At 68.2% G+C, this 25,220-nt stretch carries 23 protein-coding genes and 1 pseudogene; 21 read left to right on the forward strand and 3 right to left on the reverse strand.

All coding sequences use genetic code 11. The features are described from left to right. From HUW62_RS25115 to trpA, 3 genes and pseudogenes are all read left to right on the forward strand, one after another. Window positions 1–219, forward strand: a pseudogene (locus HUW62_RS25115) (N-(5'-phosphoribosyl)anthranilate isomerase); the annotation flags it as partial. 5 nt (window positions 220–224) lie between these two features. After that, window positions 225–1,430: a tryptophan synthase subunit beta gene (gene trpB / locus HUW62_RS25120; protein WP_176435839.1), complete on the forward strand. Its 1,206-nt coding sequence runs from the start codon at window positions 225–227 to the stop codon at window positions 1,428–1,430. Then, the gene (gene trpA / locus HUW62_RS25125) at window positions 1,427–2,218 is read left to right on the forward strand and encodes a tryptophan synthase subunit alpha (protein ID WP_163870056.1); all 792 of its coding nucleotides are present in this window, start codon (window positions 1,427–1,429) and stop codon (window positions 2,216–2,218) included. The genes trpB and trpA overlap by 4 nt, the downstream gene beginning before the upstream one ends. A 60-nt stretch (window positions 2,219–2,278) precedes the next feature. On the opposite strand, the gene HUW62_RS25130 is transcribed toward trpA, so the two are convergent. Further along, the gene (locus tag HUW62_RS25130) at window positions 2,279–2,695 is read right to left on the reverse strand and encodes a hypothetical protein (protein ID WP_163870055.1); all 417 of its coding nucleotides are present in this window, start codon (window positions 2,693–2,695) and stop codon (window positions 2,279–2,281) included. 179 nt (window positions 2,696–2,874) lie between these two features. On the opposite strand from HUW62_RS25130, the gene HUW62_RS25135 reads away from it, so the two are divergent. After that, entirely contained in the window at window positions 2,875–3,471 is a 597-nt protein-coding gene (locus HUW62_RS25135) for a histidine phosphatase family protein (protein WP_163870054.1), read from the forward strand. 8 nt (window positions 3,472–3,479) lie between these two features. On the opposite strand, the gene HUW62_RS25140 is transcribed toward HUW62_RS25135, so the two are convergent. Both HUW62_RS25140 and HUW62_RS25145 read right to left on the reverse strand, forming a co-directional pair. Beyond that, window positions 3,480–4,043 carry an aminodeoxychorismate/anthranilate synthase component II gene (locus HUW62_RS25140; protein WP_163870053.1) on the reverse strand — a complete coding sequence of 188 codons (564 nt, stop codon included), beginning with the start codon at window positions 4,041–4,043 and terminating at the stop codon, window positions 3,480–3,482. After that, window positions 4,040–5,530 carry an anthranilate synthase component I family protein gene (locus tag HUW62_RS25145; RefSeq protein ID WP_163870183.1) on the reverse strand — a complete coding sequence of 497 codons (1,491 nt, stop codon included), beginning with the start codon at window positions 5,528–5,530 and terminating at the stop codon, window positions 4,040–4,042. Before HUW62_RS25145 ends, HUW62_RS25140 begins: the two co-directional genes overlap by 4 nt. A 313-nt stretch (window positions 5,531–5,843) precedes the next feature. Here HUW62_RS25145 and HUW62_RS25150 point away from each other — a divergent pair, with 313 nt between their 5' ends. The 17 genes from HUW62_RS25150 (at window position 5,844) to HUW62_RS25230 (ending at window position 25,220) form a co-directional block, all read left to right on the forward strand. Then, window positions 5,844–6,869: a ligase-associated DNA damage response exonuclease gene (locus HUW62_RS25150; RefSeq protein WP_176435840.1), complete on the forward strand. Its 1,026-nt coding sequence runs from the start codon at window positions 5,844–5,846 to the stop codon at window positions 6,867–6,869. A gap of 3 nt (window positions 6,870–6,872) precedes the next feature. After that, complete coding sequence (locus HUW62_RS25155) at window positions 6,873–8,468, forward strand: ATP-dependent DNA ligase (protein WP_176435841.1); 1,596 nt, start codon at window positions 6,873–6,875, stop codon at window positions 8,466–8,468. Next, complete coding sequence (locus tag HUW62_RS25160) at window positions 8,455–11,037, forward strand: ligase-associated DNA damage response DEXH box helicase (RefSeq protein WP_163870050.1); 2,583 nt, start codon at window positions 8,455–8,457, stop codon at window positions 11,035–11,037. The genes HUW62_RS25155 and HUW62_RS25160 overlap by 14 nt, the downstream gene beginning before the upstream one ends. Then, the gene (pdeM, locus tag HUW62_RS25165) at window positions 11,007–11,660 is read left to right on the forward strand and encodes a ligase-associated DNA damage response endonuclease PdeM (RefSeq protein ID WP_163870049.1); all 654 of its coding nucleotides are present in this window, start codon (window positions 11,007–11,009) and stop codon (window positions 11,658–11,660) included. The genes HUW62_RS25160 and pdeM overlap by 31 nt, the downstream gene beginning before the upstream one ends. Before the next feature lies 1 nt (window position 11,661). Beyond that, window positions 11,662–12,027 (forward strand): HNH endonuclease, encoded by a 366-nt coding sequence (locus HUW62_RS25170; RefSeq protein WP_163870048.1) that lies wholly within the window; start codon window positions 11,662–11,664, stop codon window positions 12,025–12,027. A 494-nt stretch (window positions 12,028–12,521) separates the two neighbouring features. Continuing rightward, window positions 12,522–13,184: a cytochrome c3 family protein gene (locus HUW62_RS25175; protein WP_163870047.1), complete on the forward strand. Its 663-nt coding sequence runs from the start codon at window positions 12,522–12,524 to the stop codon at window positions 13,182–13,184. Next, complete coding sequence (locus HUW62_RS25180) at window positions 13,181–16,345, forward strand: TAT-variant-translocated molybdopterin oxidoreductase (RefSeq protein WP_163870182.1); 3,165 nt, start codon at window positions 13,181–13,183, stop codon at window positions 16,343–16,345. The genes HUW62_RS25175 and HUW62_RS25180 overlap by 4 nt, the downstream gene beginning before the upstream one ends. A 2-nt stretch (window positions 16,346–16,347) precedes the next feature. Continuing rightward, window positions 16,348–17,751 (forward strand): NrfD/PsrC family molybdoenzyme membrane anchor subunit, encoded by a 1,404-nt coding sequence (nrfD, locus tag HUW62_RS25185; RefSeq protein ID WP_163870046.1) that lies wholly within the window; start codon window positions 16,348–16,350, stop codon window positions 17,749–17,751. A gap of 4 nt (window positions 17,752–17,755) precedes the next feature. Then, complete coding sequence (locus HUW62_RS25190) at window positions 17,756–18,301, forward strand: DUF3341 domain-containing protein (RefSeq protein ID WP_163870045.1); 546 nt, start codon at window positions 17,756–17,758, stop codon at window positions 18,299–18,301. Continuing rightward, a complete protein-coding gene (locus HUW62_RS25195) occupies window positions 18,298–18,891 on the forward strand; it encodes a cytochrome c (protein WP_176435842.1) in 594 nt (197 codons plus the stop codon). The genes HUW62_RS25190 and HUW62_RS25195 overlap by 4 nt, the downstream gene beginning before the upstream one ends. Continuing rightward, window positions 18,888–20,126 (forward strand): hypothetical protein, encoded by a 1,239-nt coding sequence (locus HUW62_RS25200; protein ID WP_163870043.1) that lies wholly within the window; start codon window positions 18,888–18,890, stop codon window positions 20,124–20,126. Before HUW62_RS25195 ends, HUW62_RS25200 begins: the two co-directional genes overlap by 4 nt. Then, window positions 20,123–20,521 carry a hypothetical protein gene (locus HUW62_RS25205; protein ID WP_176435843.1) on the forward strand — a complete coding sequence of 133 codons (399 nt, stop codon included), beginning with the start codon at window positions 20,123–20,125 and terminating at the stop codon, window positions 20,519–20,521. The genes HUW62_RS25200 and HUW62_RS25205 overlap by 4 nt, the downstream gene beginning before the upstream one ends. After that, complete coding sequence (locus tag HUW62_RS25210; protein WP_163870041.1) at window positions 20,518–21,399, forward strand: SCO family protein; 882 nt, start codon at window positions 20,518–20,520, stop codon at window positions 21,397–21,399. Before HUW62_RS25205 ends, HUW62_RS25210 begins: the two co-directional genes overlap by 4 nt. Next, entirely contained in the window at window positions 21,396–22,442 is a 1,047-nt protein-coding gene (gene coxB / locus HUW62_RS25215; protein WP_141646863.1) for a cytochrome c oxidase subunit II, read from the forward strand. Before HUW62_RS25210 ends, coxB begins: the two co-directional genes overlap by 4 nt. Continuing rightward, on the forward strand, window positions 22,426–24,093 hold the full coding sequence (locus HUW62_RS25220) for a cbb3-type cytochrome c oxidase subunit I (RefSeq protein ID WP_163870040.1): 1,668 nt from the start codon (window positions 22,426–22,428) through the stop codon (window positions 24,091–24,093). Before coxB ends, HUW62_RS25220 begins: the two co-directional genes overlap by 17 nt. Beyond that, window positions 24,083–24,748, forward strand: a complete 666-nt coding sequence (locus tag HUW62_RS25225; protein WP_163870039.1) for a cytochrome c oxidase subunit 3 family protein — start codon at window positions 24,083–24,085, stop codon at window positions 24,746–24,748. The genes HUW62_RS25220 and HUW62_RS25225 overlap by 11 nt, the downstream gene beginning before the upstream one ends. Window positions 24,749–24,761: 13 nt before the next feature. Beyond that, window positions 24,762–25,220 carry a cytochrome C oxidase subunit IV family protein gene (locus HUW62_RS25230; protein ID WP_163870038.1) on the forward strand — a complete coding sequence of 153 codons (459 nt, stop codon included), beginning with the start codon at window positions 24,762–24,764 and terminating at the stop codon, window positions 25,218–25,220.

The raw sequence follows: 25,220 nt of genomic DNA on the forward strand, positions 1-25,220 counted from the left end.
GGCTTCGACTGGTCGCTGGTGGCGGGGCTGTCGGGGTGTGGCGTGCCGGTGTTGGTGGCGGGCGGACTGAAGCCTTCCAATGTGGCGGAGGCGGTGCGCGCGACGCGGCCGTACGGAGTGGACGTGGCCAGCGGGGTGGAGTCGGCCCCCGGCATCAAGGACATGGACGCGGTGCGCGCCTTCGTGCGGGCCGCGAAGTCCATCAACCTCTGGGAGTGACAGGGATGAACACGGAGACTGCCGCCGGTCGCTTCGGGCGCTTCGGCGGGCGCTACGTGCCGGAGACGCTCGTCCCGGCACTGATGGAATTGGAAGAGGCGTATGCGGCGGCTCGCGCGGACCCGACGTTCGACGCGGAGGTGGCACGGGTGCTGCGCGAGTTCGTGGGCAGGCCCACGACGCTGACGCCCGCGCGCCGGCTCACCGAGTCGTGGGGAGGCGCGCACGTCTGGCTCAAGCGCGAGGACCTGGCGCACACGGGCGCGCACAAAATCAACAACACCGTGGGGCAGGTGCTGCTCGCGAAGCGGATGGGCAAGCAGCGCATCATCGCGGAGACGGGCGCGGGCCAGCACGGCGTCGCGACGGCCACCGCGTGCGCGCTGTTCGGCCTGCCGTGCGAGGTGTACATGGGCGCGCTGGACGTGGAGCGACAGGCGCTCAACGTCTTCCGCATGCGCGCGCTGGGCGCGGTGGTGCGCCCGGTGGAGTCGGGCTCGCGGACGCTGAAGGACGCGATGAACGAGGCCATGCGCACCTGGGTGTCACAGGTGTCGGACACGCACTACGTCATCGGCAGCGCGGCGGGGCCGCATCCGTACCCGACGGTGGTGCGCGACTTCCAGGCCATCATCGGCAAGGAGCTGCGCACGCAGGCGCAGGCCGCCTTCGGGAAGCTGCCGGATGCGATTGTGGCGTGCGTGGGGGGCGGCTCGAATGCGATTGGCGTGCTGCATCCGTTCATCGGCGACGCGAGCGTGCGGCTCATCGGCGTGGAGGCCGGAGGGCATGGACTGGACTCGGGCCAGCATGGCGCGTCGTTGACGCTGGGCTCGGAGGGAGTGCTGCACGGCTCCCGCTCGCTGGTGTTGCAGGACGGGGACGGACAGATTCAGGAGGCGCACAGCATCTCCGCGGGCCTGGATTATCCGGGCGTGGGGCCGGAGCTGGCGCACCTGGCGAAGACGGGGCGCATGGAAGTGCGCACGGCCACGGACGACGAGGCGCTGGCGGCGTTCTACGAGGTGGCGCGGATGGAGGGCATCCTGCCGGCGCTGGAGACGTCGCATGCGTTCGCGCGCGGCAAGGAGCTGGCGCGGGAGCTGGGTGTGGGCAAGTACCTGGTCATCAACTGCTCGGGCCGAGGGGACAAGGACGTCGCGACGATTTCCGCGCGAGGCGTACCGCCCGCGGTGGGGGTGAAGGCGTGAGCGGCGAAATCGCGAAGGCCTTCGCGCGGGCGAAGGCGCGGGGCGAGGGCGCGCTGGTGGCGTACGCCATGGCGGGAGACCCGGACCTGGCGCGCTCGGTGGAGGTGTTCACCGCGCTGGTGGAGGGTGGCGCGGACATCGTCGAGGTGGGCGTGGCGTTCAGCGACCCCATCGCCGACGGGCCTGTCATCCAGGGAGCGTCGGAGCGCGCGCTGAAGGCAGGCTCGACGCTGAAGCGCGTGCTGGAGGAGGTGGTGCCGGAAGTGCGTCGGCGCTGCCCGGAGACGCCGCTGGTCATCATGACGTACGTGAACGTCATCATGGCGATGGGCGAGGAGCGCTTCGCGAAGCTGGCGCGAGAGCGCGGCGTGTCGGGCGCGATTCTTCCAGACCTGCCGCCCGAGGAGAGCGGAGCCCTGCGCGCCACGTTCGACGCGGCGGGCGTGGACCTGATTCCGCTGTGCGCGCCCACCACGCCCCGAGCGCGAGCGGAGGCCATCGCGAAGGACGCGCGCGGCTTCGTGTACTGCGTGTCGGTGGCGGGCGTGACGGGCATGCGCGCGGAGCTGCCGCCGGACCTGTCGCAGCGGTTGGACCTGGTGCGCAACGCTTCACCAGTTCCAGTGGTGGCGGGGTTCGGCATCTCCAGCGCGGAGCAGGCACGGACGTTGTCGGCGCATGCGGACGGCGTGGTGGTGGGCAGCGCCATCGTCCGCGCCGCGCATGCCGATGGTCCGCAGGCAGCGAAGGCGCTCTGCGCTGAAATCAAGCGCGGCCTGAAGCGCTGAGCGAAGTGGCTCGGGTACGAGGGAGAACGGCGCGCACGGCCTTCCTCGTACCGGCTCACCTCACGGCGTCGCCGAGCGAGCCTTCTCCCAGATGGCCCGATAGTCATACGTCGGGTAGAACTCCGTGCGGAACGCGCCCCACGCGCCCTTCTCGAACGCGAGGTTCACCTCGCGCAGCTTCTCGGGAGGCAGTCGCACGGTGACGACCTGCCCCACGCCCATCATCACGTACCAGGACACCACCTCCACACCGGGCGGCGGGAAGCTCTTGCGAAAGCCCGTGCGGTCCAGGTGCGCGTTGATCTCCTCCAGCGTCTTGCCCTGGTCGTGCTTCATGAAGATGGTCAGCAACATCGTGCCCTCCGTGCTGGCACCCTTCCCCGCTGGCGCTTGCGCATGTCCCGGCAGGGCCAGCGTCGAGGCCAGCAGCAACGCGAGGACGGTGGAAGCGTGGGGCAACGGGCGGAGGTGACGCATTCGTGACTCCTCATGGGGAACGTGAACCACCACCCCAGGGTGGAGTGGACGACGCACGGGTTCAAGCCTCGCGCGTCCGTCGTTCGACAGCGGACCGGGCACTCCAAGGACTGTCCACTCGACGCCTGGCGAGACACGGGACACGCACCCGACGCCGAGGTGGTGGCACAATCCGACCCATGAAAACGCGTGCCCCCCAGGTGGTGCTCGTCCGTCACGGTGAGACGGCATGGAGCCGCAGTGGCCAGCACACGGGGCGCACGGACGTCCCGCTGCTGGAGGACGGTCGGAAGATGGCGGCGCTGCTCGGCTCACCACTGCGCGCCTGGACCTTCGCCCAGGTGTGGTCCAGCCCCCTGAGCCGGGCCTTCGAGACCTGCGCGCTCGCCGGCTACGGAGACGCGGCCCAGCGGCGCGATGACCTCATGGAGTGGGACTACGGCGACCACGAGGGCCGCACCAGCGCGGAGATTCGCGTGGAGAACCCAGGCTGGACCCTGTGGAAGAACGGCGTGCCCCACGGAGAGACGGCACAGCAAGTGGGCGCCCGCGCGGACCGCGTCATCGCCGATGCCCGCGCGGAGAAGGGAGACATCCTCATCTTCTCCCACGGACACTTCCTTCGAGTGCTCGCCTCGCGGTGGCTGGGCCTCCCGCCTGATGATGGACGCCTGTTCCTCTTGAGCACCGGCTCCATCAGCGTGCTCGGCTTCGATGGAGATGCCGCCCAGCCGGCACTCGCCAGTTGGAACGACACCACCCACCTCAAGGGATGAGCCACCCTCTAGAAGCGCCCCTCCAGGAAGTTCTTCACCAGGGTGGGCCCTTCGGGGGTCAACACGCTTTCGGGGTGGAACTGGAAGCCCACCACGGGCTTCTCACGGTGGCGCAGCGCCATGATGAGCCCGTCCTGGCTCCACGCGATGGCCTCCAGCTCTCGCGGCAGCGAGGACGCCTCCACGATGAGCGAGTGGTACCGCGCGGCCTGGAAGCCCTGGCTCGCACCAGTGAACACCCCCGAGCCCCCGTGCTGGATGCGCGCGGACTTGCCGTGCACCGGCTCCGGAGCGCGGATCACCTTGCCACCGAAGGCCGCGCCAATGGACTGATGTCCCAGGCACACGCCCAACACCGGCACTCGAGACTGGGCAATCGCGGCCACGCTGACACCGGCCTCGTGCGGCGTGCAGGGGCCCGGTGAAATCACCAGGTGCGAGGCCCCCTGGGCCGCGACGCCCGCGATGTCGAGCGTGTCATTGCGCACCACCTTCACCTCGGCGCCCAGCGTGTAGAGGAGCTGGACGAGGTTGAAGGTGAACGAGTCGTAGTTGTCGATGACGAGAATCACCGGCCACCTCCCTCACGAGCCAGCCGGAGCGCGGCGGCCATGGCCCCCGCCTTGGCCTCCGTCTCATCGGCTTCCTTCGATGGCACCGAGTCCGCCACCAGCCCCGCGCCCGCGGTCCACATGGTCCGGTCTCCATCCACGAAGAACGTGCGCAGGGCGATGGCCACGTCCAGCGTGCCGCAGAAGGACAGGTAGCCCACCGCGCCCGAGTACGGCCCGCGCCGCTGCACCTCCAGCTCGTCGATGATCTGCATCGCGCGAATCTTCGGAGCACCCGAAACAGTGCCCGCGGGGAAGGTGCTGGCCAGCGCATCGAGCGCGTCGAACTTCGAGTCCAGCTTCCCGCGCACCTGCGAGACGATGTGCATCACGTGGCTGTAGCGTTCGATGACCATCAGGTCCTCGACGCGCACCGAGCCCGGCGCCGCCACCCGGCCCACGTCATTGCGGCCCAGGTCCACCAACATGATGTGCTCGGCGCGCTCCTTCTCGTCCGCGAGCAGTTCCTTCTCCAGCGCCAGGTCCTCCGCCTCGGAGGCTCCGCGTCGACGCGTGCCGGCGATGGGCCGCACCACCACGTCGCCATCTCTCACCTGCACCAGCAACTCCGGCGACGCACCCACCAGCGCGCGCGCCTCGCCCAGCTCCACCAGGAACAGGTACGGCGAGGGATTCACGCGGCGCAACGCGCGATAGAGCGACAGCGGAGGCGGCGCGCCTCGCGACTCGAAGCGACGCGCGAGCACCACCTGGAAGATGTCGCCCGCGCGGATGTACTCCTTCGAGCGCTCCACCGCGGCCTCGTAGCCAGCGCGGTCCCAACAGGCCACGGGGCTCTCCCCCTTCATGCGCGGCGACGGCGCATAGGCCTCCTGCGGCAGCGGTTTGAGGAGCCGCTCGGCCATGGCCTGCGCGCGGTCCTCGGCGTCCTTCAACGCGACGGCCACACTCGCGTGGAGCGAAGGGCGGGCGATGGCGGTGACCTTGAGCGTCCCCGTGCGCGAGTCGTGGGTGACGAAGTCCTCGGAGATGAGCCACTCGGAGTCGGGGAAGGACGTGTCGCGCGGGTGCCGGTCCGGAACCGTGGGCTCCATCCACGAGACACAATTGTAACCCATGTACCCCACGAGCCCGCCGAGGAACGGCGCCTCACCGGGGAGACGGGCCACGGCGAGCTCACGCCACAGGGAGCGCAGCACGTCCATCGGCTTGCCGTCGCGGCGCTCCTCGCGCGAGCCACGCCACACGGTGGCGCCGTGCGAGTCCAGGCGCACGCGCCCCGCGGCGTGGGTGCCCACGTGGCTGTAGCGCCCGAAGCGCTCGCCGCCGTAGCACGATTCCAGGATGAAGCCGCGCGAGCCTCCACCCAGCTTCAGATAGGCCGACAGCGGCGTGTCGAGGTCCGCCGGCAACTCCACCGAGACCGGCACTGCCTCGCCCTGCTCCGCGCGCTGGCGGTAGGCCGCCTTCCGCTCCTGTGCATCCATGGTCATGACCTCTCCCCCGCTACCGCATTGTCTCCGTCCCCTCGAAGGCCGGGGACTCCACTCCAGGGAGCAACTCGCGCGCGACCTTCCAGCGCACCCGAGCCGCGCTCCCAGAGCGCAATCGTCGGTGTAGCGCGGCGGACGAATCCCGGCGAGGACCATCGGCGCGCACGTGCCTGTCATTCCCGGGGATGCCGTCAAGGCCGGGAGTGATGGCCGGGCGGCTGGCGACCATCCCAGGAACCAGGGCGGGTGAGAGGCCCGCGCACCCTGGGTGGTCGCCCCCGGAAGCCCTCGTTATTTCTGAAGGACTGTGGACGCCTCCGTCTCCTTCCAGGCACGAAGGCCGCTCATCACGGTGACGCCCCACGGGCTCTATTGTGAGCCTGGAGGTTTCCACATCGACCCCTGGCGTCCGGTGGAGCGGGCGCTCATCACCCATGCGCACGGGGACCACGCGCGCACGGGCCACCAGCGCTACCTGGGCACCCGAGCGGGCGAGGCCCTGCTGCGGCGGCGCGTGGGCGCCGACTCGCGCATCGACGCCCTGGAGTATGGCGAGCCGCTGAAGCTCACCGACGTCACCGTGAGCTTCCACCCGGCGGGCCACGTGCTGGGCAGCGCGCAGCTCCGCATCGAGCATCGGGGCGAGGTGTGGGTCATCTCCGGCGACTACAAGCGCGCGGCGGACCCGACGTGCGCGCCGTTCGAGGTGGTGCGCTGTCACACGTTCATCACCGAGGCGACGTTCGGCCTCCCCATCTTCCGTTGGGACGACACGCGCGAAGTGGCGGAGGACATCCTGCGGTGGTGGGACGCGAATCGCGCGGTGGGACGCGCGGCGGTGCTGTTCTGCTACGCCCTGGGCAAGGCGCAGCGCGTCCTCGCGGAGCTGGCGCGGCTGACGGACCGGACCGCCTTCGTTCACGGCGCGGTGCAGGGTCTGGTGGAGGTGTACCGGGACGCGGGCGTGAAGATGATTCCCACGCAGCTCGTGTCGGAGGTGGCGAAGGGCACGTCCTTCGCGGGAGCGCTGGTGCTGGCGCCGCCGAGCGCGGGCGGGTCCACGTGGATGAGGCGCTTCGGCGAAGCGGAGACGGGCTTCGCCTCGGGCTGGATGCGCGTGCGCGGCAATCGACGGCGGCGCGGCTTCGACCGGGGCTTCGTGCTGTCGGACCACGCGGACTGGTCCGAGTTGCTGCGCACGGTGGCGGACACGGGCGCGGAGCGGGTGCTGACCACGCACGGCTCCGCGGAGCCCCTGGCGCGCTATCTCCGCGAGCAGGGCGTGGACGCCTCTCCGCTGGCAACGCAGTTCGAGGGCGAGGCGGAGGACTGACCCATGCGACGACTCGCGGACCTGTACGAGCGCCTGGACCAGACCACCTCCACCAACGCGAAGGTGGAGGCCCTCGCCCGCTACTTCCAGGAAGCACCTCCCGAGGACACCGCGTGGGCGCTGTACTTCCTCACGGGACAGAAGCTGAAGCGACTGCTCACCACGAAGCTGCTGGTGGGGTGGACCCAGGAGCTGACGCACATTCCCGACTGGCTGTTCGCGGAGGTCTACGCCTCCGTGGGAGACCTCGCGGAAGTCATCTCCCTGCTGTTGGACAACCTGGAGCGGCCGAGCGCGCCGGAGGAGCTGCCGCTGTCGCAGTGGCTCACCCAGCGCCTGCTGCCCCTGCGTGAGCTGGATGCGACAGCGCAGCGCGAGCAGGTGGTGTCCTGGTGGCGCGCCATGCCTCGGCGAGAGGTCTTCCTGCTGAGCAAGATGCTCACCGGGGAGCTGCGCGTGGGCGTCTCCTCCACGCTGGTGGTCCGCGCGCTCGCGAAGGTGGCGGGACTTCCCGCGCCAGACGTCGCGCACCGGTTGATGGGGACCTGGACTCCCTCGAAGGAGTTCTTCCAGCAGCTCGTCTCGCCGGAGGTCTCGGATGCGGAGCACTCGCGTCCGTATCCATTCTATCTGGCGTCTCCGCTGGAGCAGCCGCCGGAGTCACTGGGAGACCTCTCGGAGTGGTTGGTCGAATGGAAGTGGGACGGCATCCGAGGCCAGCTCCTCCACCGGAAGGGAGACGTCTATCTCTGGAGCCGGGGTGAGGAGCTCATCACCGACCGCTTCCCCGAAATCACCGAGGCCGCGAAGGCCCTGCCCGAAGGCACCGTGCTGGACGGCGAGGTGCTGGCGTACGAGGACTGCAAGCCCCTGCCCTTCGCTCGACTCCAGCGTCGCATCGGTCGACAGAAGCTGACGCCCCGGGTGCTCGCGGAGGCACCGGCTGCGTTCATCGCATACGACTTGCTGGAGCAGGACGGGCAGGACCTGCGTGCACTGCCGCTGCGCGAACGCCGCGAGCGACTGGCCGCGCTGCTGAAGCACCACCCCACCTTGCCGCTGTCCCCCGCCGTGGAAGCTTCTTCCTGGGAAGCCTTGGCGCACACGCGAAGCGAGGCACGTGAGCGCAACGTCGAGGGCTTCATGCTCAAACGATTGAGCTCCCCGTACCTCACGGGCCGCAAGCGTGGCGACTGGTGGAAGTGGAAGATCGACCCGTTCACGGTGGACGCGGTGCTGCTCTACGCGCATCCAGGACATGGCCGACGCTCCTCGCTGTACACCGACTACACCTTCGCCGTGTGGAACGGGACGGACCTGCTCCCGGTGACGAAGGCGTACTCGGGCCTCACCGACGAGGAGATTGGCCGACTGGACCGATGGATTCGCGCGCACACGCGCGAGAAGTTCGGACCGGTGCGCTCGGTGGAGCCCGAGCAGGTCTTCGAGCTGCACTTCGAGGGCATCCAGAAGTCACCGCGTCACAAGTCGGGCGTCGCGCTGCGCTTCCCTCGCATCGCCCGCTGGCGCACGGACAAGAAGCCACAGGACGCCGACTCCCTGGACTCGCTCAAGGAGCTGCTCCATGCCAGCGCGTAGGTCGCCCTCGCTGCGAGCCCAGCTCCAGGCGAAGAGGAAGGCCCTCCACGGAGGCCCAACACCGACGACCGGGAACCCACGCGGGAGGAAGCGAGCGAAGCCACGCGAGACGGCGCCCTCCACGAAAGCGGCGAGCGGCCCGCCGATGGAGCGGCTCCGGGGTTGGTTCGCCTCGAAGGGCTGGACGCCCTACGCCTTCCAGGAAGAAGCCTGGGCCGCCTATGCATGTGGAGACAGCGGGCTCATCCATGTCCCCACGGGCGCGGGGAAGACCTACGCCGCGTATCTCGCGCCACTGGCCGACGTGGCCGAGCATGGCGAGAAGGGGCTCCAGATTCTCTACGTGACGCCCCTTCGCGCGGTGTCACGTGACGTGGAGCTGGCCCTTCGCGAGCCGCTGAGCGTGCTCGACACGGACCTCGATGTGGAGAGCCGCACCGGAGACACGTCGTCGTCGGTGCGCCAGCGACAAAGACAGCGACTCCCCGAAGTGCTCATCACCACGCCCGAGTCGCTCTCCGTGATGCTTTCCAACGAGCGAGCGCCGGAGTTGTTCTCCTCGCTGCGCGCCGTCATCGTCGACGAGTGGCACGAGCTGCTCGGCTCCAAGCGAGGCACGCAGACGGAGCTCGCCCTGTCCCGCTTGCGAAGCTTCGCTCCGCGCATGCGTACCTGGGCCTTGTCCGCCACGCTCGCCAACCTGGAGGAGGCCGCGCGGCACGGGGTCGGCACAGGTACGCGCCCCACCCTCGTCAGCGCGGACCTGGAGCGTCCGGTGGACGTGGAGACGTTGCTGCCGGACCAGGTGGACACGTTTCCATGGGCGGGACACCTGGGCTTCACCATGCTGGCCCGCGTGGCCGCGAGGCTGGACCCGGCGAAGTCGACACTCATCTTCACCAACACGCGCTCACAGGCGGAGCGCTGGTTCGAGGGCCTGCGCTTCGCGCGCCCGGAGTGGGAACACCTGCTCGCACTGCACCACGGTTCCATCGACCGCGACGAGCGGGAGCGCGTGGAGCGACGCCTCAAGGACGGCTCGCTGCGCATCGTCGTGTGCACCTCGTCGCTGGACCTGGGCGTGGACTTCGGCCCCGTGGAGCGCGTGGTGCAGGTGGGCAGTCCCAAGGGCATCGGCCGGACACTCCAACGCGCGGGCCGAGGCGCACACCGTCCCGAGGCCACGTGCAACATCCTCTTCGTCCCCACGCACGCGCTGGAGCTGGTGGAGATGGCAGCCGCCCGCGATGCGCTCGCACGCAAGGAAGTCGAACCGCGCATCCCCCCTGGCAAGCCGTTGGACGTACTGGCCCAGCACCTGGTGACGTGCGCGCTCGGAGGAGGCTTCACCCGAGAGGCCCTGCTCGATGAGGTGCGCGGCGCCGCGGCCTACGCGGACCTCACGGACGAGGAGTTCGACTGGACGCTCACCCTGGTGCGCGAAGGTGGCCCCACGCTGACGGCCTACCCGGAGTTCCGCCGCGTGGAGGAGCACGAGGGTCGCTTCGTCGTGAAGGACGCCCGCGTCGCCCGACTGCACCGGCTCAACATCGGCACCATCACCTCCGATGCCGTAGTCGAGTTGCGCTACTGGAGCGGAGGACGGCTGGGCAGCGTGGAGGAGTCCTACGTCAGCCGGCTCCGCCCAGGAGACACCTTCCAGTTCGCCGGCAAGAAGCTCGAGCTCGGCCGACTCCAAGGGCTCACCGCCTACGTCCGGCCCGCGAAGGCGAAGGTGACGCAGACACCGCGCTGGGGTGGCAGTCGCCTGCCGCTGTCCACATCGCTGGCCGCCGCCGTGCGCCGCACGCTCGACTCCGCGCGCCACGGCGACGTCACCTCCGACGAGCTCGCCGCCGCGTGGCCCATTCTGGAGACCCAGGAGCGACTGTCGCGAATCCCCTCGGCCAGCGCGCTCCTCGCGGAGGTGTGCCAGACGCGTGACGGGCACCACCTCTTCCTCTATCCCTTCGAAGGACGGCGGGTGCACGAGGGACTCGCGGCCCTGCTCGCTCTGCGGCTCACACGCCTCCAGAAGGCCACTTTCAGCGTGTCCGTGAATGACTACGGCCTGGAGCTGCTCACCCCCGCGCCCTATCCCTTCGAGCAGGCGCTGCGCCCCCACCTCTTCACGCGCGAGCACCTGGTGGAGGACGTGCTCGAGAGCATCAACGTAGGCGAGCTGACGAAACGCCAGTTCCGGGACATCGCCCGCGTGGCGGGACTGGTGCTGCCCGGGCTCCCCGGGGCTCGCAAGTCCACGCGGCAGGTCCAGTCGAGCGCCGCCCTCCTCCATGATGTCTTCGCCCGCCATGACCCGGGACACCTGCTGCTCACCCAGGCCCGCCGCGAGGTGCTGGAGCAACAGTTCGAGCAGGGCCGCATGGAGCGTGCGTTGGAGCGCCTGGAGTCGAGCCCCCTGGAGCTGCTCCACGTCCGGAGGCCGACGCCGCTGGCCTTCCCGCTCGTCGTCGAGCGCATCAGCGCCAGCCTCTCCAGCGAGTCCCTGCTGGAGCGGGTGGAGCGCATGAAGGAGCGATGGACGCGCGACGATGCCAGGTCCGCGTAGGCGGCACCCCGCTGGAGCTGCTCCCGGAACGGGCCCTGCATTGGCCCGAGGCCCGCACCCTCGCGGTGGCCGACCTCCATTGGGGCAAGACGGAGAGCTTCCAGCAGCACGGCATCCCCCTGCCGCTCGGCGTGCTGGAGGATGACCTGACCCGCCTGTCCTCGGCGCTCGCCAGCACGGGGGCCCGTCGGCTGCTCGTCCTGGGCGATCTCGTCCACTCCCGGGAGGGCCTCACCCCCGCGCTCATCCAGAGACTCGCGGACTGGCGCGCGGGCCATGCCGACGTGGAGGTGGTGCTGGTCCGGGGCAACCATGACCTCCGTGCGGGGCCCCTGCCCACGGAGTGGCACATGGACGTCCACGAGTCCCACCTGGATGAGGGGCCCTTCCGCTTCGCCCATCACCCCACCCCTGTCACGGGCCGCTACATCTGGGCCGGTCATCTCCACCCCACCGTGAGGCTGTCGGCTGGCGGGGACCGCCTCCGTCTTCCATGCTTCCACCTGGGCCCCGGGGTGGGCGTGCTCCCGGCCTTCAGCGCCTTCACCGGGGGACTCGACATGCCGCGCCGACCCGGGGAGCGCGTCTTCGCCATCGCCGGCCCCTCCGTGGTCGAGGTGTAGGATGAGCGACTCCAAGCGCCGCAAGATTCTGGGCATCATCGCCACGGACACCACCTTCGAGCTCACCGAGCATCGGGGGCGCGAGGCCTGGCTGGGCAAGTGCCTGCACTGCAACGCGCATCTGGTGGTGGGTCTGGATGGCGAGCCCATCAGCCGGGCCACCATCGAGCACATCCTCCCGCGAACCGCCGGAGGAACGGACGCGCCGGAGAACCTGGGCCTGGCCTGCGCCTGCTGCAACCAGGGCAAGGGCAGCCGGCATGACCCCCACTATCACCGGGACTCGCGGGTCCGGGAGCTGGTGGAGAAGCTGCTCGCCCGCCGCAAGCAGCGCTGGCGGGAGCCGGCTGGCGCGGACTCCGAGTGACACCGTCTCAAGCCCGAGCCGTCGACATGTCTCTGTCGGGCGATGAGCCCGCGCGCCGGTCTGCCCATACCTTGTGTGAGCAGCGCACCGAGACACCCCAGCACACGTGATGATCCGCCGCGGACGGGCTCGGGCTCAACGTCCCTTCCTCCCGCCAGAAGAGAGATTCATCACCTCTGGACCGCGATTTCCCGCCTCCGCGCGAGGAAGTGGTATCCCACGGCTCCACAACATCAGAATGGTTGACACTGCCGTGTCGATGGTCAATGGTCCCGCGCCGCGCTGGGTTGGGCCAGGAGGAGGGACCCGCCCGCGGCAACATCCATAGAGGTTTCGTTGGACGTGACTGCTTCGCCTTCCGCGCGCCAGGAGCCGCCCCCCCGACCCGTCGGGGCCGGGATCGCCCCGCCGCTCCTCGCGTTCAGCCGCGTCCCCACCTCTTCCTCTTCTCCTGTCACCGCAGTTGTAGAAGCCCCCTTGCCCATGGTCCTGGTATGAGCGGCCCTCTGTTTCCACGCTGGACGAACACGGTGTCTCGGCTGTCCGCCGCGGCGCTTCTTGCCGTGCCCGCCATCGGCATCGGCGGCCTCATGGCTTACGTACGGTCCCCGTACGTCACGAACCAGCAGCAGCCCATCGAGCAGCCCATCGAATTCGACCACCGCCACCATGCGGGGGACGAGAAGATCGACTGCCAGTACTGCCACTGGAGTGTGGACAAGGCGCCCTCCGCGGGCATCCCGTCCACCACCGTGTGCATGTCCTGCCACGCGCAGGTGTGGAACAAGAGCCCGTACCTCACCGAGGTGCGCAAGGCCTTCTTCGCCGACTCACCCATCCAGTGGGTCCGCGTCCACAACCTGCCGGACTTCGTCTACTTCAACCACGCCATCCACGTGAACAAGGGCGTGGGTTGCGCCAGCTGCCACGGTCGCATCGACCAGATGGCCGCGGTGGAGCAGTTCGCTCCGCTGACCATGGCGTGGTGTCTGGAGTGTCACCGCAATCCCGAGCCGCACCTGCGGCCCCCGGAGTTCATCACGTCGATGACGTGGACTCCGCCGTCGGACAAGGCCGAGGCCATCGCGCTCGGCGAGAAGCTGAAGGATGAGTACGACGTCCACTCGCGCACGAGCTGCTCCACATGCCACCGATGAACACGAAGCGCGACGGCGCGCCGTCGCAGGAATCCTCGTCCTTCGCGCTCCCGGTCGTCTCGGACCGGCCCGCCGCGGCGCCTGACGCCGTCGGTGAGGCGCTGGAGCACGCCGCCGCGAACGCCAACTCCGCCGAGCACGGCTACGGCCAGTCGTACTGGCGCAGCCTCGAGGAGAAGCTGGGCACCTCCGAGTACATGGAGGAGTCCCGCCCGGAGTTCCCCGTGGGCGCGGACCTGCCCCCCACCGGCTTCGTGCGCCGCGAGTTCATGCAGCTGCTCGGCGCCTCGCTGGCCCTGGCCGGCGCCACGGCCTGTAGCACCCGTCCCCCGGACGAGAAGCTGCTGCCGTACACGAAGACGCCGCCGGAAGTGACCCCCGGCAACCCCCTGCACTACGCGTCCGCGATGACGCTGGCCGGCCACACCTCCGGCCTGCTCATCACCGCCCGCGAGGGTCGCCCCGTGAAGGTCGAGGGCAACCCGGACCACCCGGTCAACCAGGGCGCCGCCTGCACCTTCGAGCAGGCCTGGCTGCTGTCGCTCTATGACCCGAGCCGCGCGCGCGTGCTGCGCCAGGGCAAGACGCCCCGCGCCCAGCGCGTGCTCAACGAGACCATCGCGTCCCTCGTCGGCAAGTCCGCCGCGGAGAACGGCGGCTCGCGCGTGCGCTTCCTCACGGAGGCGGTGGGTTCGCCGCTGACGAGCGACCTGCGCAACCGCATCATCAAGAAGATGCCCAACGCGCGCTTCCACAGCGCGTCCTCCAACCAGGACACGCAGGCGGACACGCTGCGCACCCTGTTCGGCGGGCAGCACGTGGCCGCGCTGTACGACTTCTCCCAGGCGGACATCGTCCTGTCGCTGGACGCGGACTTCCTGGAGAGCTGCCCGGGCAACCTGCGCCACATCCGCGAGTTCGCGGACCGTCGCGACCCGCGCAAGGGCAAGCTCAACCGCCTCTACATGGCGGAGGCCCGCTTCTCCATCACCGGCGGCATGGCGGACCACCGCCTGCGCCTGAAGTCGCAGGAGGTCCTCGGCCTCGCCGCCGCGGTGGCCCAGGCCATCGGTGGCAGCGCCGCTTCCCTCGCGGGCGCCGCCGCCGCCAAGTCGCCGCTGCGCGGTGAGCTGGGCAACTGGGTGCAGGCGGTCTCCGCCGACCTGCGCGCCGCCGGCCCCGGTCGGTCGCTGGTCATCGCGGGTGAGCGTCAGCCGGCCGCGGTCCACGCGCTGGCCCACGCCATCAACAACGCGCTCGGCAACGGCGACAAGACGGTCCGCTACATCCAGGCCCCCATCGCCGAGGCGACGGGCATGTCGCAGGTCCGCGCCCTCGTGGAAGACATCGAGGCCGGCCGCGTCGACACCCTGGTCATCACCGCCTACAACCCCGTCTTCACGCTGCCGGACGACGTGGGCCTGGGCAAGGTGCTGAGCAAGGACCACCCCAACCGCGCCAGGCTCAACGTCCTCTACACGTCGCTCTACGAGGACGAGACCAGCGCGCACGTCGACTGGTTCGTCCCCGCGGCGCACCCGCTGGAGACGTGGGGCGACGGCCGCTCGGTGGAGGGCACCGTCTCCATCGCCCAGCCGCTCATCCAGCCGCTCTTCAACGGGATGCCGGAGGTGGAGTTCTTCGCGCTGTTCCTGGACGAGCCCTTCCACCCCGCCTACCAGCTCCTGCGCGACTACTGGCGTGGCCAGACGGCCAACCCGGCCGACTTCGAGGCCCGCTGGGAGTCCTGGGTGGCCCAGGGCTTCATCGAGAACACCGCGTCCCACGCCGTCGCGGGCTCGCCGGACTTCGGCGCCGCCGCCTCGCTCATCGCGGGCTACACGCCCCCGGCCTCGGGTGACCTGGAGCTGAACTTCGTCAACGACTACAAGGTCTACGACGGCCGCTTCGCCAACAACTCCTGGCTGCAGGAGCTGCCCGAGCCCATCACCAAGATGGTCTGGGACAACGCCGCCCTGCTGGGCCCGGACACGGCGAAGGCGCTCGGCCTCGCCCCTGGCGACCTGGCGGAGCTGACCTACAACGGCCAGAAGCTGACGGTGCCGGTGTGGATTGTCCCCGGCCACGCGGACAACACGGTGACGGTGGCGCTGGGCTACGGCCGCAACGGCCTGCACGAGCAGGTCGCCAAGGGCGTGGGCTTCAACGTCAACCCCATCCGCACCAGCAAGAACCCCTGGTTCGACGGCGGCGCCACGCTCACCAAGGTGCGCGGCAGCTACAAGTTCAGCCTGACCCAGACGCACTGGCGCATGGAGAACCGGCCCCTCGCGCTGGACATGCCCATCTCCGAGCTGGAGCACCCCTCCAAGGAGACGGAGCACACGCTCCACCGCGTGAAGGGCGAGCTGAAGCAGGGCATCCAGGACAACCTCGTCGATTTCGACTACTCCAAGGGCTACAAGTGGGGCATGGCCATCGACCTGTCCCGCTGCACGGGCTGCAGCGCGTGCGTGGTGGCCTGCCAGGCGGAGAACAACATCCCCGTCGTGGGCAAGGCGCAGGTGGCCGTCAGCCGTGAGATGAACTGGCTGCGCATCGACCGGTACTTCGAGGGTCCCGAGAACGACCCGAAGATGGTCATGCAGCCTGTCATGTGCGTGCACTGCGAGAAGGCCCCCTGCGAGTACGTGTGCCCGGTGAACGCCACCGTGCACTCGGACGAGGGCCTGAACGACATGGTGTACAACCGCTGCGTCGGCACGCGGTACTGCTCCAACAACTGCCCGTACAAGGTCCGCCGCTTCAACTACCTGCACTACACCGCGGGCAAGACGGCCACCGAGAAGATGCTGATGAACCCGGACGTCACGGTGCGCAACCGCGGCGTCATGGAGAAGTGCACGTACTGCGTGCAGCGCATCGAGCGCGCCCGCATCGACGCGCGCGTCCACAAGCACCTCATCAAGGAAGCGGACCTCAAGACGGCGTGCCAGCAGACGTGCGCCGCGCAGGCCATCGTCTTCGGCTCGCTCAACGACGAGAACCAGCTCGTCAGCCAGCTCTCCGAGGATGTCCGCGCCTACAAGCTCCTGCACGAGCTGGGCACGCGTCCGCGCACCTCGCACCTCATCCGCGTGCGCAACCCGAATTCCGCCCTCGAGCCGGCCAAGGCCGCGACGAACGAAGGGAGCCACTAATCATGGCCGAGACCGCCGCCACCGCCCCGCTCGATCCGCTCGAGCCCCGGGACCTCATCCCGCCGCACCACGACGACAAGTCCCTCAACGAGACGCTGCTGGACCATGTCTGGCGCAAGCCGGGCAAGGGCTGGTTCATGCTCTTCGGCCTGACGCTCAGCGCGCTGGGTCTGCTCGTCGTCGGCGTCACCTACACGCTCGCCCGGGGCATCGGCGTGTGGGGCAACAACCAGCCGGTCGGCTGGGCGTTCGACATCATCAACTTCGTCTGGTGGGTCGGTATCGGCCACGCCGGTACGCTCATCTCAGCCATCCTCCTGCTCTTCCAGCAGAAGTGGCGCACGAGCATCAACCGCTTCGCCGAAGCCATGACGCTGTTCGCCGTCATGTGCGCGGGTCTGTTCCCGCTGCTGCACACCGGCCGTCCCTGGTTCGCCTTCTGGCTGTTCCCCTACCCCAGCACCCTGGGCGCGTGGCCGCAGTTCCGCTCCCCGCTGGTGTGGGACGTGTTCGCCATCTCCACGTACCTCACGGTGTCCGCGCTGTTCTGGTTCGTGGGCCTCATCCCGGACCTGGCCGCGCTGCGTGACTCGTCCAAGACGAAGCTTCAGCGCACCATCTACGGCCTGTTCGCGCTCGGCTGGCGCGGCTCAGGGCGGCACTGGCACAACTACAAGATCGCCTACCTGCTCCTGGCCGGCCTCTCCACGCCGCTCGTCGTCTCGGTGCACACCATCGTTTCGTTCGACTTCGCCGTGTCCCTGCTGCCCGGCTGGCACGCGACCATCTTCCCGCCCTACTTCGTGGCCGGCGCCGTGTTCAGCGGCTTCGCGATGGTGATCACCCTCATCGTCCCGGCGCGCAAGTACCTGGGTCTGCGGGACGTGATTACGGACCGCCACCTGGAGAACATGAACAAGGTCATCCTCGCGACGGGCCTCCTGGTGTCCTACGGATACCTGATGGAGCACTTCGTCGCCTGGTACTCGCAGAACCAGTTCGAGTTCTGGACCTTCTACGTGAACCGCGCCACGGGCCCCTACGCCGGCGTGTACTGGCTGATGATCACGTGCAACGTCGTCACGCCGAACATCTTCTGGTTCAAGAAGTGCCGCACCAGCATCCCCATCATGTGGGTGGCCTCCATCGCCGTGAATATCGGCATGTGGTGCGAGCGCTTCATCATCATCGTGACGTCGCTCTCCCAGGACTTCCTGCCCTCGTCGTGGGGCATCTACTCCCCCACCTGGGTGGACTGGTGCATCTACGTCGGCACCCTGGGCCTGTTCGGCACGCTGTTCCTCCTGTTCCTGAAGTTCGTGCCCGCGGTGGCCATCAGCGAAGTGAAGGAGCTGCAGTTGGAGCTCAAGCACGCCGCCCACCAGAAATCCCACGGAGCGCACTAGAGTCATGGAAGCCACTGTCCTCGATTCCTGGGTGCTGGCCGAGTTCGAGACGCCAGATGTCCTCGTGGATGCCACCCGTCAGATGCGGGAGAAGGGCTTCCAGGGGATGGACACCTACTCTCCGTACCCGCTGCATGGCGGCTCGGAGGCCCTGGGCCTGCCCCCCTCGAAGGTCCCCTTCATCGCGCTGTGCGGTGGGCTCACCGGCCTGACGACGGCGCTCGCGATGCAGACCTGGATGAACACCTACGACTACCCGCTGAACATCGGTGGTCGTCCGCTCCTGTCCCTGCCCGCGTGGGTGCCGATTACATTCGAGCTGAGCGTGCTGTTCGCCGCGTTCGGCATCTTCTTCGGCCTGTTGGGACTGAGCCGGCTGCCGCAGCCGTACCACCCCGTCTTCGAGTCCGATGCCTTCCGCACCGCGTCCACGCACGGCTACTGGCTGAGCGTGCCGCATGCGACGGGCCAGGACGCGGCGGCCGTCATTGACCAGCTCAAGGCCCTGGGTGCCACCCAGGTGACCGTCGTCACGGGAGAGAAGGAATGAGGTGGCTCATCCCCGCCGCCGGACTCGTCGCCCTGTCGGGCTGCGACGTCCCCTCGGAGTTCCTCCAGCGCATGGAGCACCAGGCCAAGTACGAGTACTACGAGGCCTCTGACTTCTGGGCGGACGGTCGTGCCATGCGCACGCCCCCGGCTGGAACGGTGCCCCGCGAGCGCTTCGCCAGCCTGCCGGAGCTCAAGGACCCCACCGCCCGGCAGACGGCCCTCAGCGGCCGCGCCAACGGTCAGCCCGTGGCCACCATCCCCGTGACGGTGGACCAGACCCTGCTGACGCTGGGCCAGAAGAAGTACAACATCGTCTGCTCGCAGTGCCACGGCGTGCTCGGCGACGGCAACAGCGTGGTCGCGGAGAACATGGCCCTGCGCCTGCCGCCGTCCCTGCTGGAGCTGGAGAGCAAGGCCGCGGGCCACTTCTACACGGCCATCAACGAGGGCTACGGCGTGATGCCGTCCTTCTCCGGTGAACTGGACGTGCGTGAGCGCTGGGCCGTGGTCGCCTACGTCCGTGCCCTCCAGGAAGCTCGCAACACCCGTACGGGCGGACAGCAGCCCGTCCCGCAGGAGAACCGATGACCCCCGCAGCCGAAGCCCCAGCTCACCTCGAGCGCTACACCGGCACGCCGAAGCTGATGATTCCAGCGTTCGGCGCGGGCGCCCTGGGCATCCTGGTCACCCTGGCCGTCTTCTTCCTCACCAACGCCAAGGGCGCGGCCGCGCACAGCTACCTGCTCGCCTTCGCGTACTGGGTGGGCATCAGCGTGGCCTTCACCATCATGGTGGCCATCTTCCACACGGCGAAGGCCAAGTGGCTCATCGTCCTGCGCCGCACGATGGAGACGGGCTCGTCCGTCATCCCCATCTTCCTGCTGCTCATCATCCCCCTGATTCTGATGGCGGGGTATCTGTACCCCTGGTGGCCGGGCTCGCCGCTGCGCGCCGGCATCACCGGCCTGGAGTCCGAGCACCTGTCGCACAAGGAGCACGGCTACCTGAACTGGCCGTTCACGCTCTTCCGCCACGTCATCTACTTCTCGGTGTGGATCTTCGCCTCCTGGAAGCTGCGCGGGCTGAGCCTGAAGCAGGACACCGAAGGCGGGCTGGACCTCACGGTGCGCATGCGCCGCTTCGCCCCCGGCATCCTGCCCTTCCTGGCGCTGACCATCACCTTCGCGTCCTTCGACTGGCTGATGAGCCTCACGCCGCTGTGGCAGTCCACCATGTTCGGCGTCTACTACTTCGCGGGCAGCTTCCTGTCGGCCTTCTGCGTCCTCACCATCGTCACCACCCTGGCGCGGGGCAAGGACCTCTACGGCAACGTGGTGACGACGGCCCACTTCCACAACCTGGGCAAGCTGATGCTGGCCTTCACGGCGTTCTGGGCCTACATCGCCTTCTCCCAGTTCATGCTGGTGTGGATCGCCAACATCCCGGAAGAGGCGCCCTGGTACGGCCTGCGCATCTTCGGCGCGTGGAAGCCGCTGTCCATCGCCCTGTTCTTCGGCCACTTCGTGCTGCCGTTCTTCGTGCTCCTGTCACGGAATCTGAAGCTGCACCCCCGCCGGCTGTCGGTGGTGGCCGTCTACCTGCTGGTCATCCACGCGGTGGACATGTACTGGCTCATCTGGCCGGCGCTGACGGGCAACCAGGGCCCGAGCTTCGACGTGCTGTCGCTCGTGACGCTGCTGTCCTCGTTCATTGGCGTGGGCGGCATCGCGGTGGGCTTCGCGCTCAAGAACGCTCGCGGCAACTACACGATGCCGGTGAAGGACCCGTACATCGCTGAGTCCCTGAGGTACGTGCAGCCATGAAGAAGACCCAGGTTGAGCTCGAGTCGCGTGTCATCGTCGGCGCCCACGGTGTGGCCGCCGAGGAAGACCACATCGTGATGAGCAAGATCATCGGCATTGGCGCCGGCTCGCTCGTCATCTTCGCGGTGGGAATCGTCTGGGCCTACGCCATCCAGGTGCGGACCATGAAGGAGGCCCAGCCGGACGGTCCTCCTCCGCGGCCGGCGGCCATGGGGCAGTACGAGGTGGGCATCGTCAACCAGCGCCTGTTCGAGCAGGACTGGCACGCCGAGGAGAAGATTGGCGGCCAGCAGCAGGCCCTGCAGGCGGGCTGGGGTGACCAGCCGGGCGTCAAGGCGCACCCCAACCTCGACGAGGCGATGAAGTCGGTCATCTCCAAGAGCCGCCCGCGATGATGTCCATCCTCTCCTACATCTCCCCGTGTGCCCCGCGCCGGGGGATGCTCGCCGCCATGGCGCTGCTCCTGGCCACGGCGCTCCCGGCCTCAGCGATGCCGGGCGGGGGCAAGACGCCCCGCGCCATCGTCGAAGCACAGTCGGACGCGCCCCCCCAGCTCAAGGGTGTGGACGTGGAGGAGCACCTGGGTGAACCGGTGCCCCTGCAGACCCGCTTCATCGACGGGAGCGGGCAGGAAGTGACGCTGGGCTCGGTGTTGCCCAAGACACGTCCCACCCTGCTGACGCTCGTGTATTACAACTGCCCCATGCTCTGTAACCTGGTGCTCAACGCCCAGGTGAAGACCATGCGGGAGCTGGGGCTGGAACTGGGCCAGGACTACGAGGCCGTCACGGTCAGCGTGGACCCGGAAGACACCCCGGCGATGAGCAACGAGCGCCGGCGCAAACACCTTCAGTCCATGGGGAAGCCGGAGAGCGCGCCCTGGCACTTCCTCACGGGCACCGACGAGCAGATCCACCGTCTCGCGGACGCGGTGGGCTTCAAGTACACGTATGACGCGAGCACCAGGCAGTACGCCCACCCCGCGGTGGTGATGGTGCTCACGCCGGAGGGGAGCATCTCCCGGTATCTGTACGGGACGGACTTCCCCGCCAAGGACACGAAGCTGGCGTTGCTGGAGGCGGCAGGTGGCCGCGTGGGTACCAGCCTCGACCGCGTGGTGATGTCCTGCTTCAAGTACGACACCGCGACCCGGCGGTACGGCTTCTACATCTTCGGGTTCATCCGCCTGGGCGGCATGGCTGTCTTCCTCGCCCTGGCGACGATGCTGATCTATTTCTGGAGGCGCGAGCTGAAGAAAGGCGCGGCGGCATGAGCGAGCTTCTCAACAACCTTCTGTTCCTCCCGGAGAGCGCGTCCACGTTCGCGGAACGGGTCGACCTGCTGCACCACTTCGTCGTGGGAACGACGATGGTGATGTCGGCTGGCGTTGGCCTCGCGGCGCTGTTCATGTTCTTCCGGTACCGCCGGCGGATTCCCGACCAGGCAACCGAGTACGTCGTCCCCACGCTGAAGACGGAGTTCCTCTTCGTCTCCGTGCCGCTGGTGTTCTTCCTGGCCTGGTTCGGTATCGGCTTCAGGGACTTCACCTGGGTCACCACGCCGCCCAAGGACGCGATGGACGTCTACGTCATGGGCAAGCAGTGGATGTGGAAGTTCGCGTACCCGGAAGGTCCTAACGGCGTGAACGTCCTTCACGTCCCGGCCAACCGCCCGGTCCGTCTGCTCATCACTTCCCGGGACGTGCTGCACTCGTTCTACGTGCCGGCCTTCCGCATCAAGATGGATGCGCTGCCGGGTCGCTACACGCAGATCTGGTTCGAGGCGACCAAGCCCGGCACGTACCAGGTGCTCTGCACCGAGTACTGCGGCCTGTCGCACTCGAAGATGCTCGCGGAGGTCGTGGTCCTCCCCCAGGAGGAGTACGACGTGTGGATCAAGGACCAGCGCCGCGGCCGGCTGCAGGACCGCCAGGACGCGCTCGCGGACACCTCGCTGGTGCCGCCGGTGGCGCGCATGGTGGACCAGGGCCAGGTGCTGGCCGGTACGCAGGGCTGCCTGAAGTGCCACTCGGTGGATGGCTCGGCGCACATCGGCCCCACCTTCGTTGGCATGTATGACCGCGTGGAGAAGCTGGATGACGGTCAGACCATCCGCGTGGACGAGGCCTACATCACCCAGTCGATGATGGACCCTGGAGCCCACCTGGTGTCGGGCTACCAGAATGTGATGCCGACGTATCAGGGCAAGCTGCAGGGCCCCGAGACGGCCGCCATCGTCGAGTACATCAAGTCGCTTCGCACTCCGAACGTCCGCGAGGGCGCCTCCGAGGGACCCGCCTATGACCCCATCCAGTAGCCTCGATACGGCGGGGGCCGCCCCGCACGACGAGCACCACGACCACCACCCCAGCTATCTGGTGGACGGCACCACCATCAAGAGCTGGCTCTTGACGGTGGACCACAAGCGCATCGGCGTGATGTTCCTGTTCTTCATCCTGCTGTTCTTCCTCGTGGGCGGCATCTTCGCGCTGCTCCTCCGGGTGGAGCTGCTGACGCCGGGTCCGACCATCATGGACGCGATGACGTACAACCGTACGTTCACGCTCCATGGCCTGGTGATGATCTTCCTGTTCATGATTCCGGCGATTCCGGCCGTCTTCGGCAACTTCATGTTGCCGCTGATGCTGGGCGCCAAGGACGTGGCCTTCCCCCGGCTGAACCTCGCCTCGTTCTACATCTACCTGACGGGCGCCGTGTTCATGCTCTGGGGCATGCTCAACGGCGGGCTGGACACGGGCTGGACCTTCTACACCCCGTACAGCACGCACACGACGACGACGGTGGCGCCGGTGATGTTCGGCGCGTTCATCATCGGCTTCAGCTCCATCGCGACGGGCATCAACTTCATCGTCACCTGCCACACGATGCGCGCGCCTGGCATCACCTGGTTCAAGATGCCCCTGTTCGTCTGGGCCATCTACGCGACCAGCTGCATCCAGGTGCTCGCGACTCCGGTCATCGGTCTGTTGACGGTGCTGGTGGCGGTGGAGAACCTGTTCAGCTTCGGCATGTTCGACCCGGCGCGCGGCGGCGACCCGGTGCTCTTCCAGCACCTGTTCTGGTTCTACAGCCACCCGGCCGTGTACATCATGGTGCTGCCGGCGTTCGGTGTGATGAGCGAGGTCGTCAGCACGTACAGCCGCAAGAACATCTTCGGCTACCGCGCGGTGGCGTACTCCAGCCTCGGCATCGCCTTCGTGGGCTTCTTCGCCTGGGGCCACCACATGTTCGTGTCCGGTCAGTCGACCTTCGACGCGGGCGTGTTCGGTGTGCTGACCATGCTGGTGGGTGTGTTCACCGCCATCAAGGTCTTCAACTGGGTGGGCACCGTCTACAAGGGCGCCGTCGAGTTCTCGACGCCCTTCGCCTACTTCTGCGGCTTCCTGTTCTTCACCGTGTTCGGTGGCATGACGGGAATCGCGCTGGGCACGGTGTCGCTGGACGTCCCGTGGCACGACACCTACTTCGTCGTCGCGCACTTCCACTTCATCATGGTGGGAGCGACCATCATGGCCTTCCTGGCCTCCCTCCACTACTGGTTCCCGAAGATGTTCGGGAAGACGTACCACGAGGGGTGGGGCCTGGTGTCCGCGGCGCTCATCATCCTGGGCTTCAACGCGACGTTCATCCCCCAGTTCCTGGTGGGCAACAACGGCATGCCGCGCCGGTACTATGACTACCCGGAGCGGTTCCAGGCCCTGAACGTGGCCTCCACCGCGGGCGCGTCGCTGCTCGCCTTCGGCTTCCTCATCATCGCGTTCTACCTGACGTACGCGCTGGTGTTCGGCGAGGCCTCCGGCAAGAACCCGTGGCGCAGCAAGGGCTACGAGTGGGTGAGCGAGTCGCCTCCGCCGACGCACAACTTCGTGGGCCCGCAGGTCACCTTCCCCGAGGAGCCCCACTTCTACGTCGACCCGAAGAAGGCCGAGGTCCCCGATGCAGTCTAGCGCCCACACCGCCGACGGCACGGCCAACGTGCCGCGCCTGGCGGAGCACTTCGCGTCGCTCGAGGTCCAGAACCATGCCGCCCGTCTGGGCATGTGGCTGTTCCTGGCGACGGAAATCCTGCTCTTCGCCGGCCTGTTCGTCTGCTACGGCTGCTACCGCTTCCTCTTCCCGGAGGCGTGGGCGGCCGGCAGCCGCAGCCTGGACCTGACGATGGGCACGGTGAACACCATCGTCCTCATCACCTCCTCGCTGACCGCGGCGCTCGCGGTGCACTACGCCAAGGAGGGCAAGAACAAGATGGTGGGCGTGATGTTCGCGCTCACCCTGGTGATGGCGCTGGGCTTCCTCGTCATCAAGTACTTCGAGTACGCGCACAAGTTCCACATCGGGACCCTGCCGGGCCGGTACTACTTCTACGAGGGGATGCAGATGCCTGGCATCACCCTCTACTTCACGGTCTACTTCTGCTCGACGGCGCTGCACGCGCTGCACGTCGTCATCGGCATGACGGTGCTGGCGGTGGCGATGGTCCGGGCGTTCAAGAAGAAGGACTTCGGCCCCAACAACTACACGATGGTCGAGCTGGGCAGCATGTACTGGCACCTCGTCGACCTGGTGTGGATCTTCCTGTTCCCCATGCTGTACCTGGTCTGAGGGCGACACCACCATGGCCATCGCCAACGAATCCCATCAGGAAGAGAAGAACATGCACGAGCACCACGGAGCGGGCCGCTACTGGCTCATCTGGGGTGTCCTGCTGGTGCTGACGGTCGTCACCGTCGTCACCGGCCGCATGCACCTGCCGTCCTTCGGCCTGCTGCTCGCGCTCGTCATCGCCACCGTGAAGGGCACGCTCGTCGCGCTGTACTTCATGCACCTGTCCGAGCACCGGGGCGCCAACCGAATCGTGTTCGGCGTCTCCATCGTCTTCGTGGTGCTGATGCTCGCCATCCCGATGGCGGACCTCGGCACGCGCTTCCGTGGCGCCAACCCGCCCGGCTCGCAGTACAGCGACCTGCAGCCCCCCGATATCGGCACGGGCGCGCAGCGCGGCCGGTTCGGTGGCGGGCTGCGGCCGCACCAGACGAAGGACACGCCGGAGACTCCGGAACCGGGTCACCACTGA

Origin of the sequence: Myxococcus sp. AM011 (assembly GCF_013372595.1) — a bacterium.
In the GTDB taxonomy this organism is placed as follows: domain Bacteria; phylum Myxococcota; class Myxococcia; order Myxococcales; family Myxococcaceae; genus Myxococcus; species Myxococcus eversor.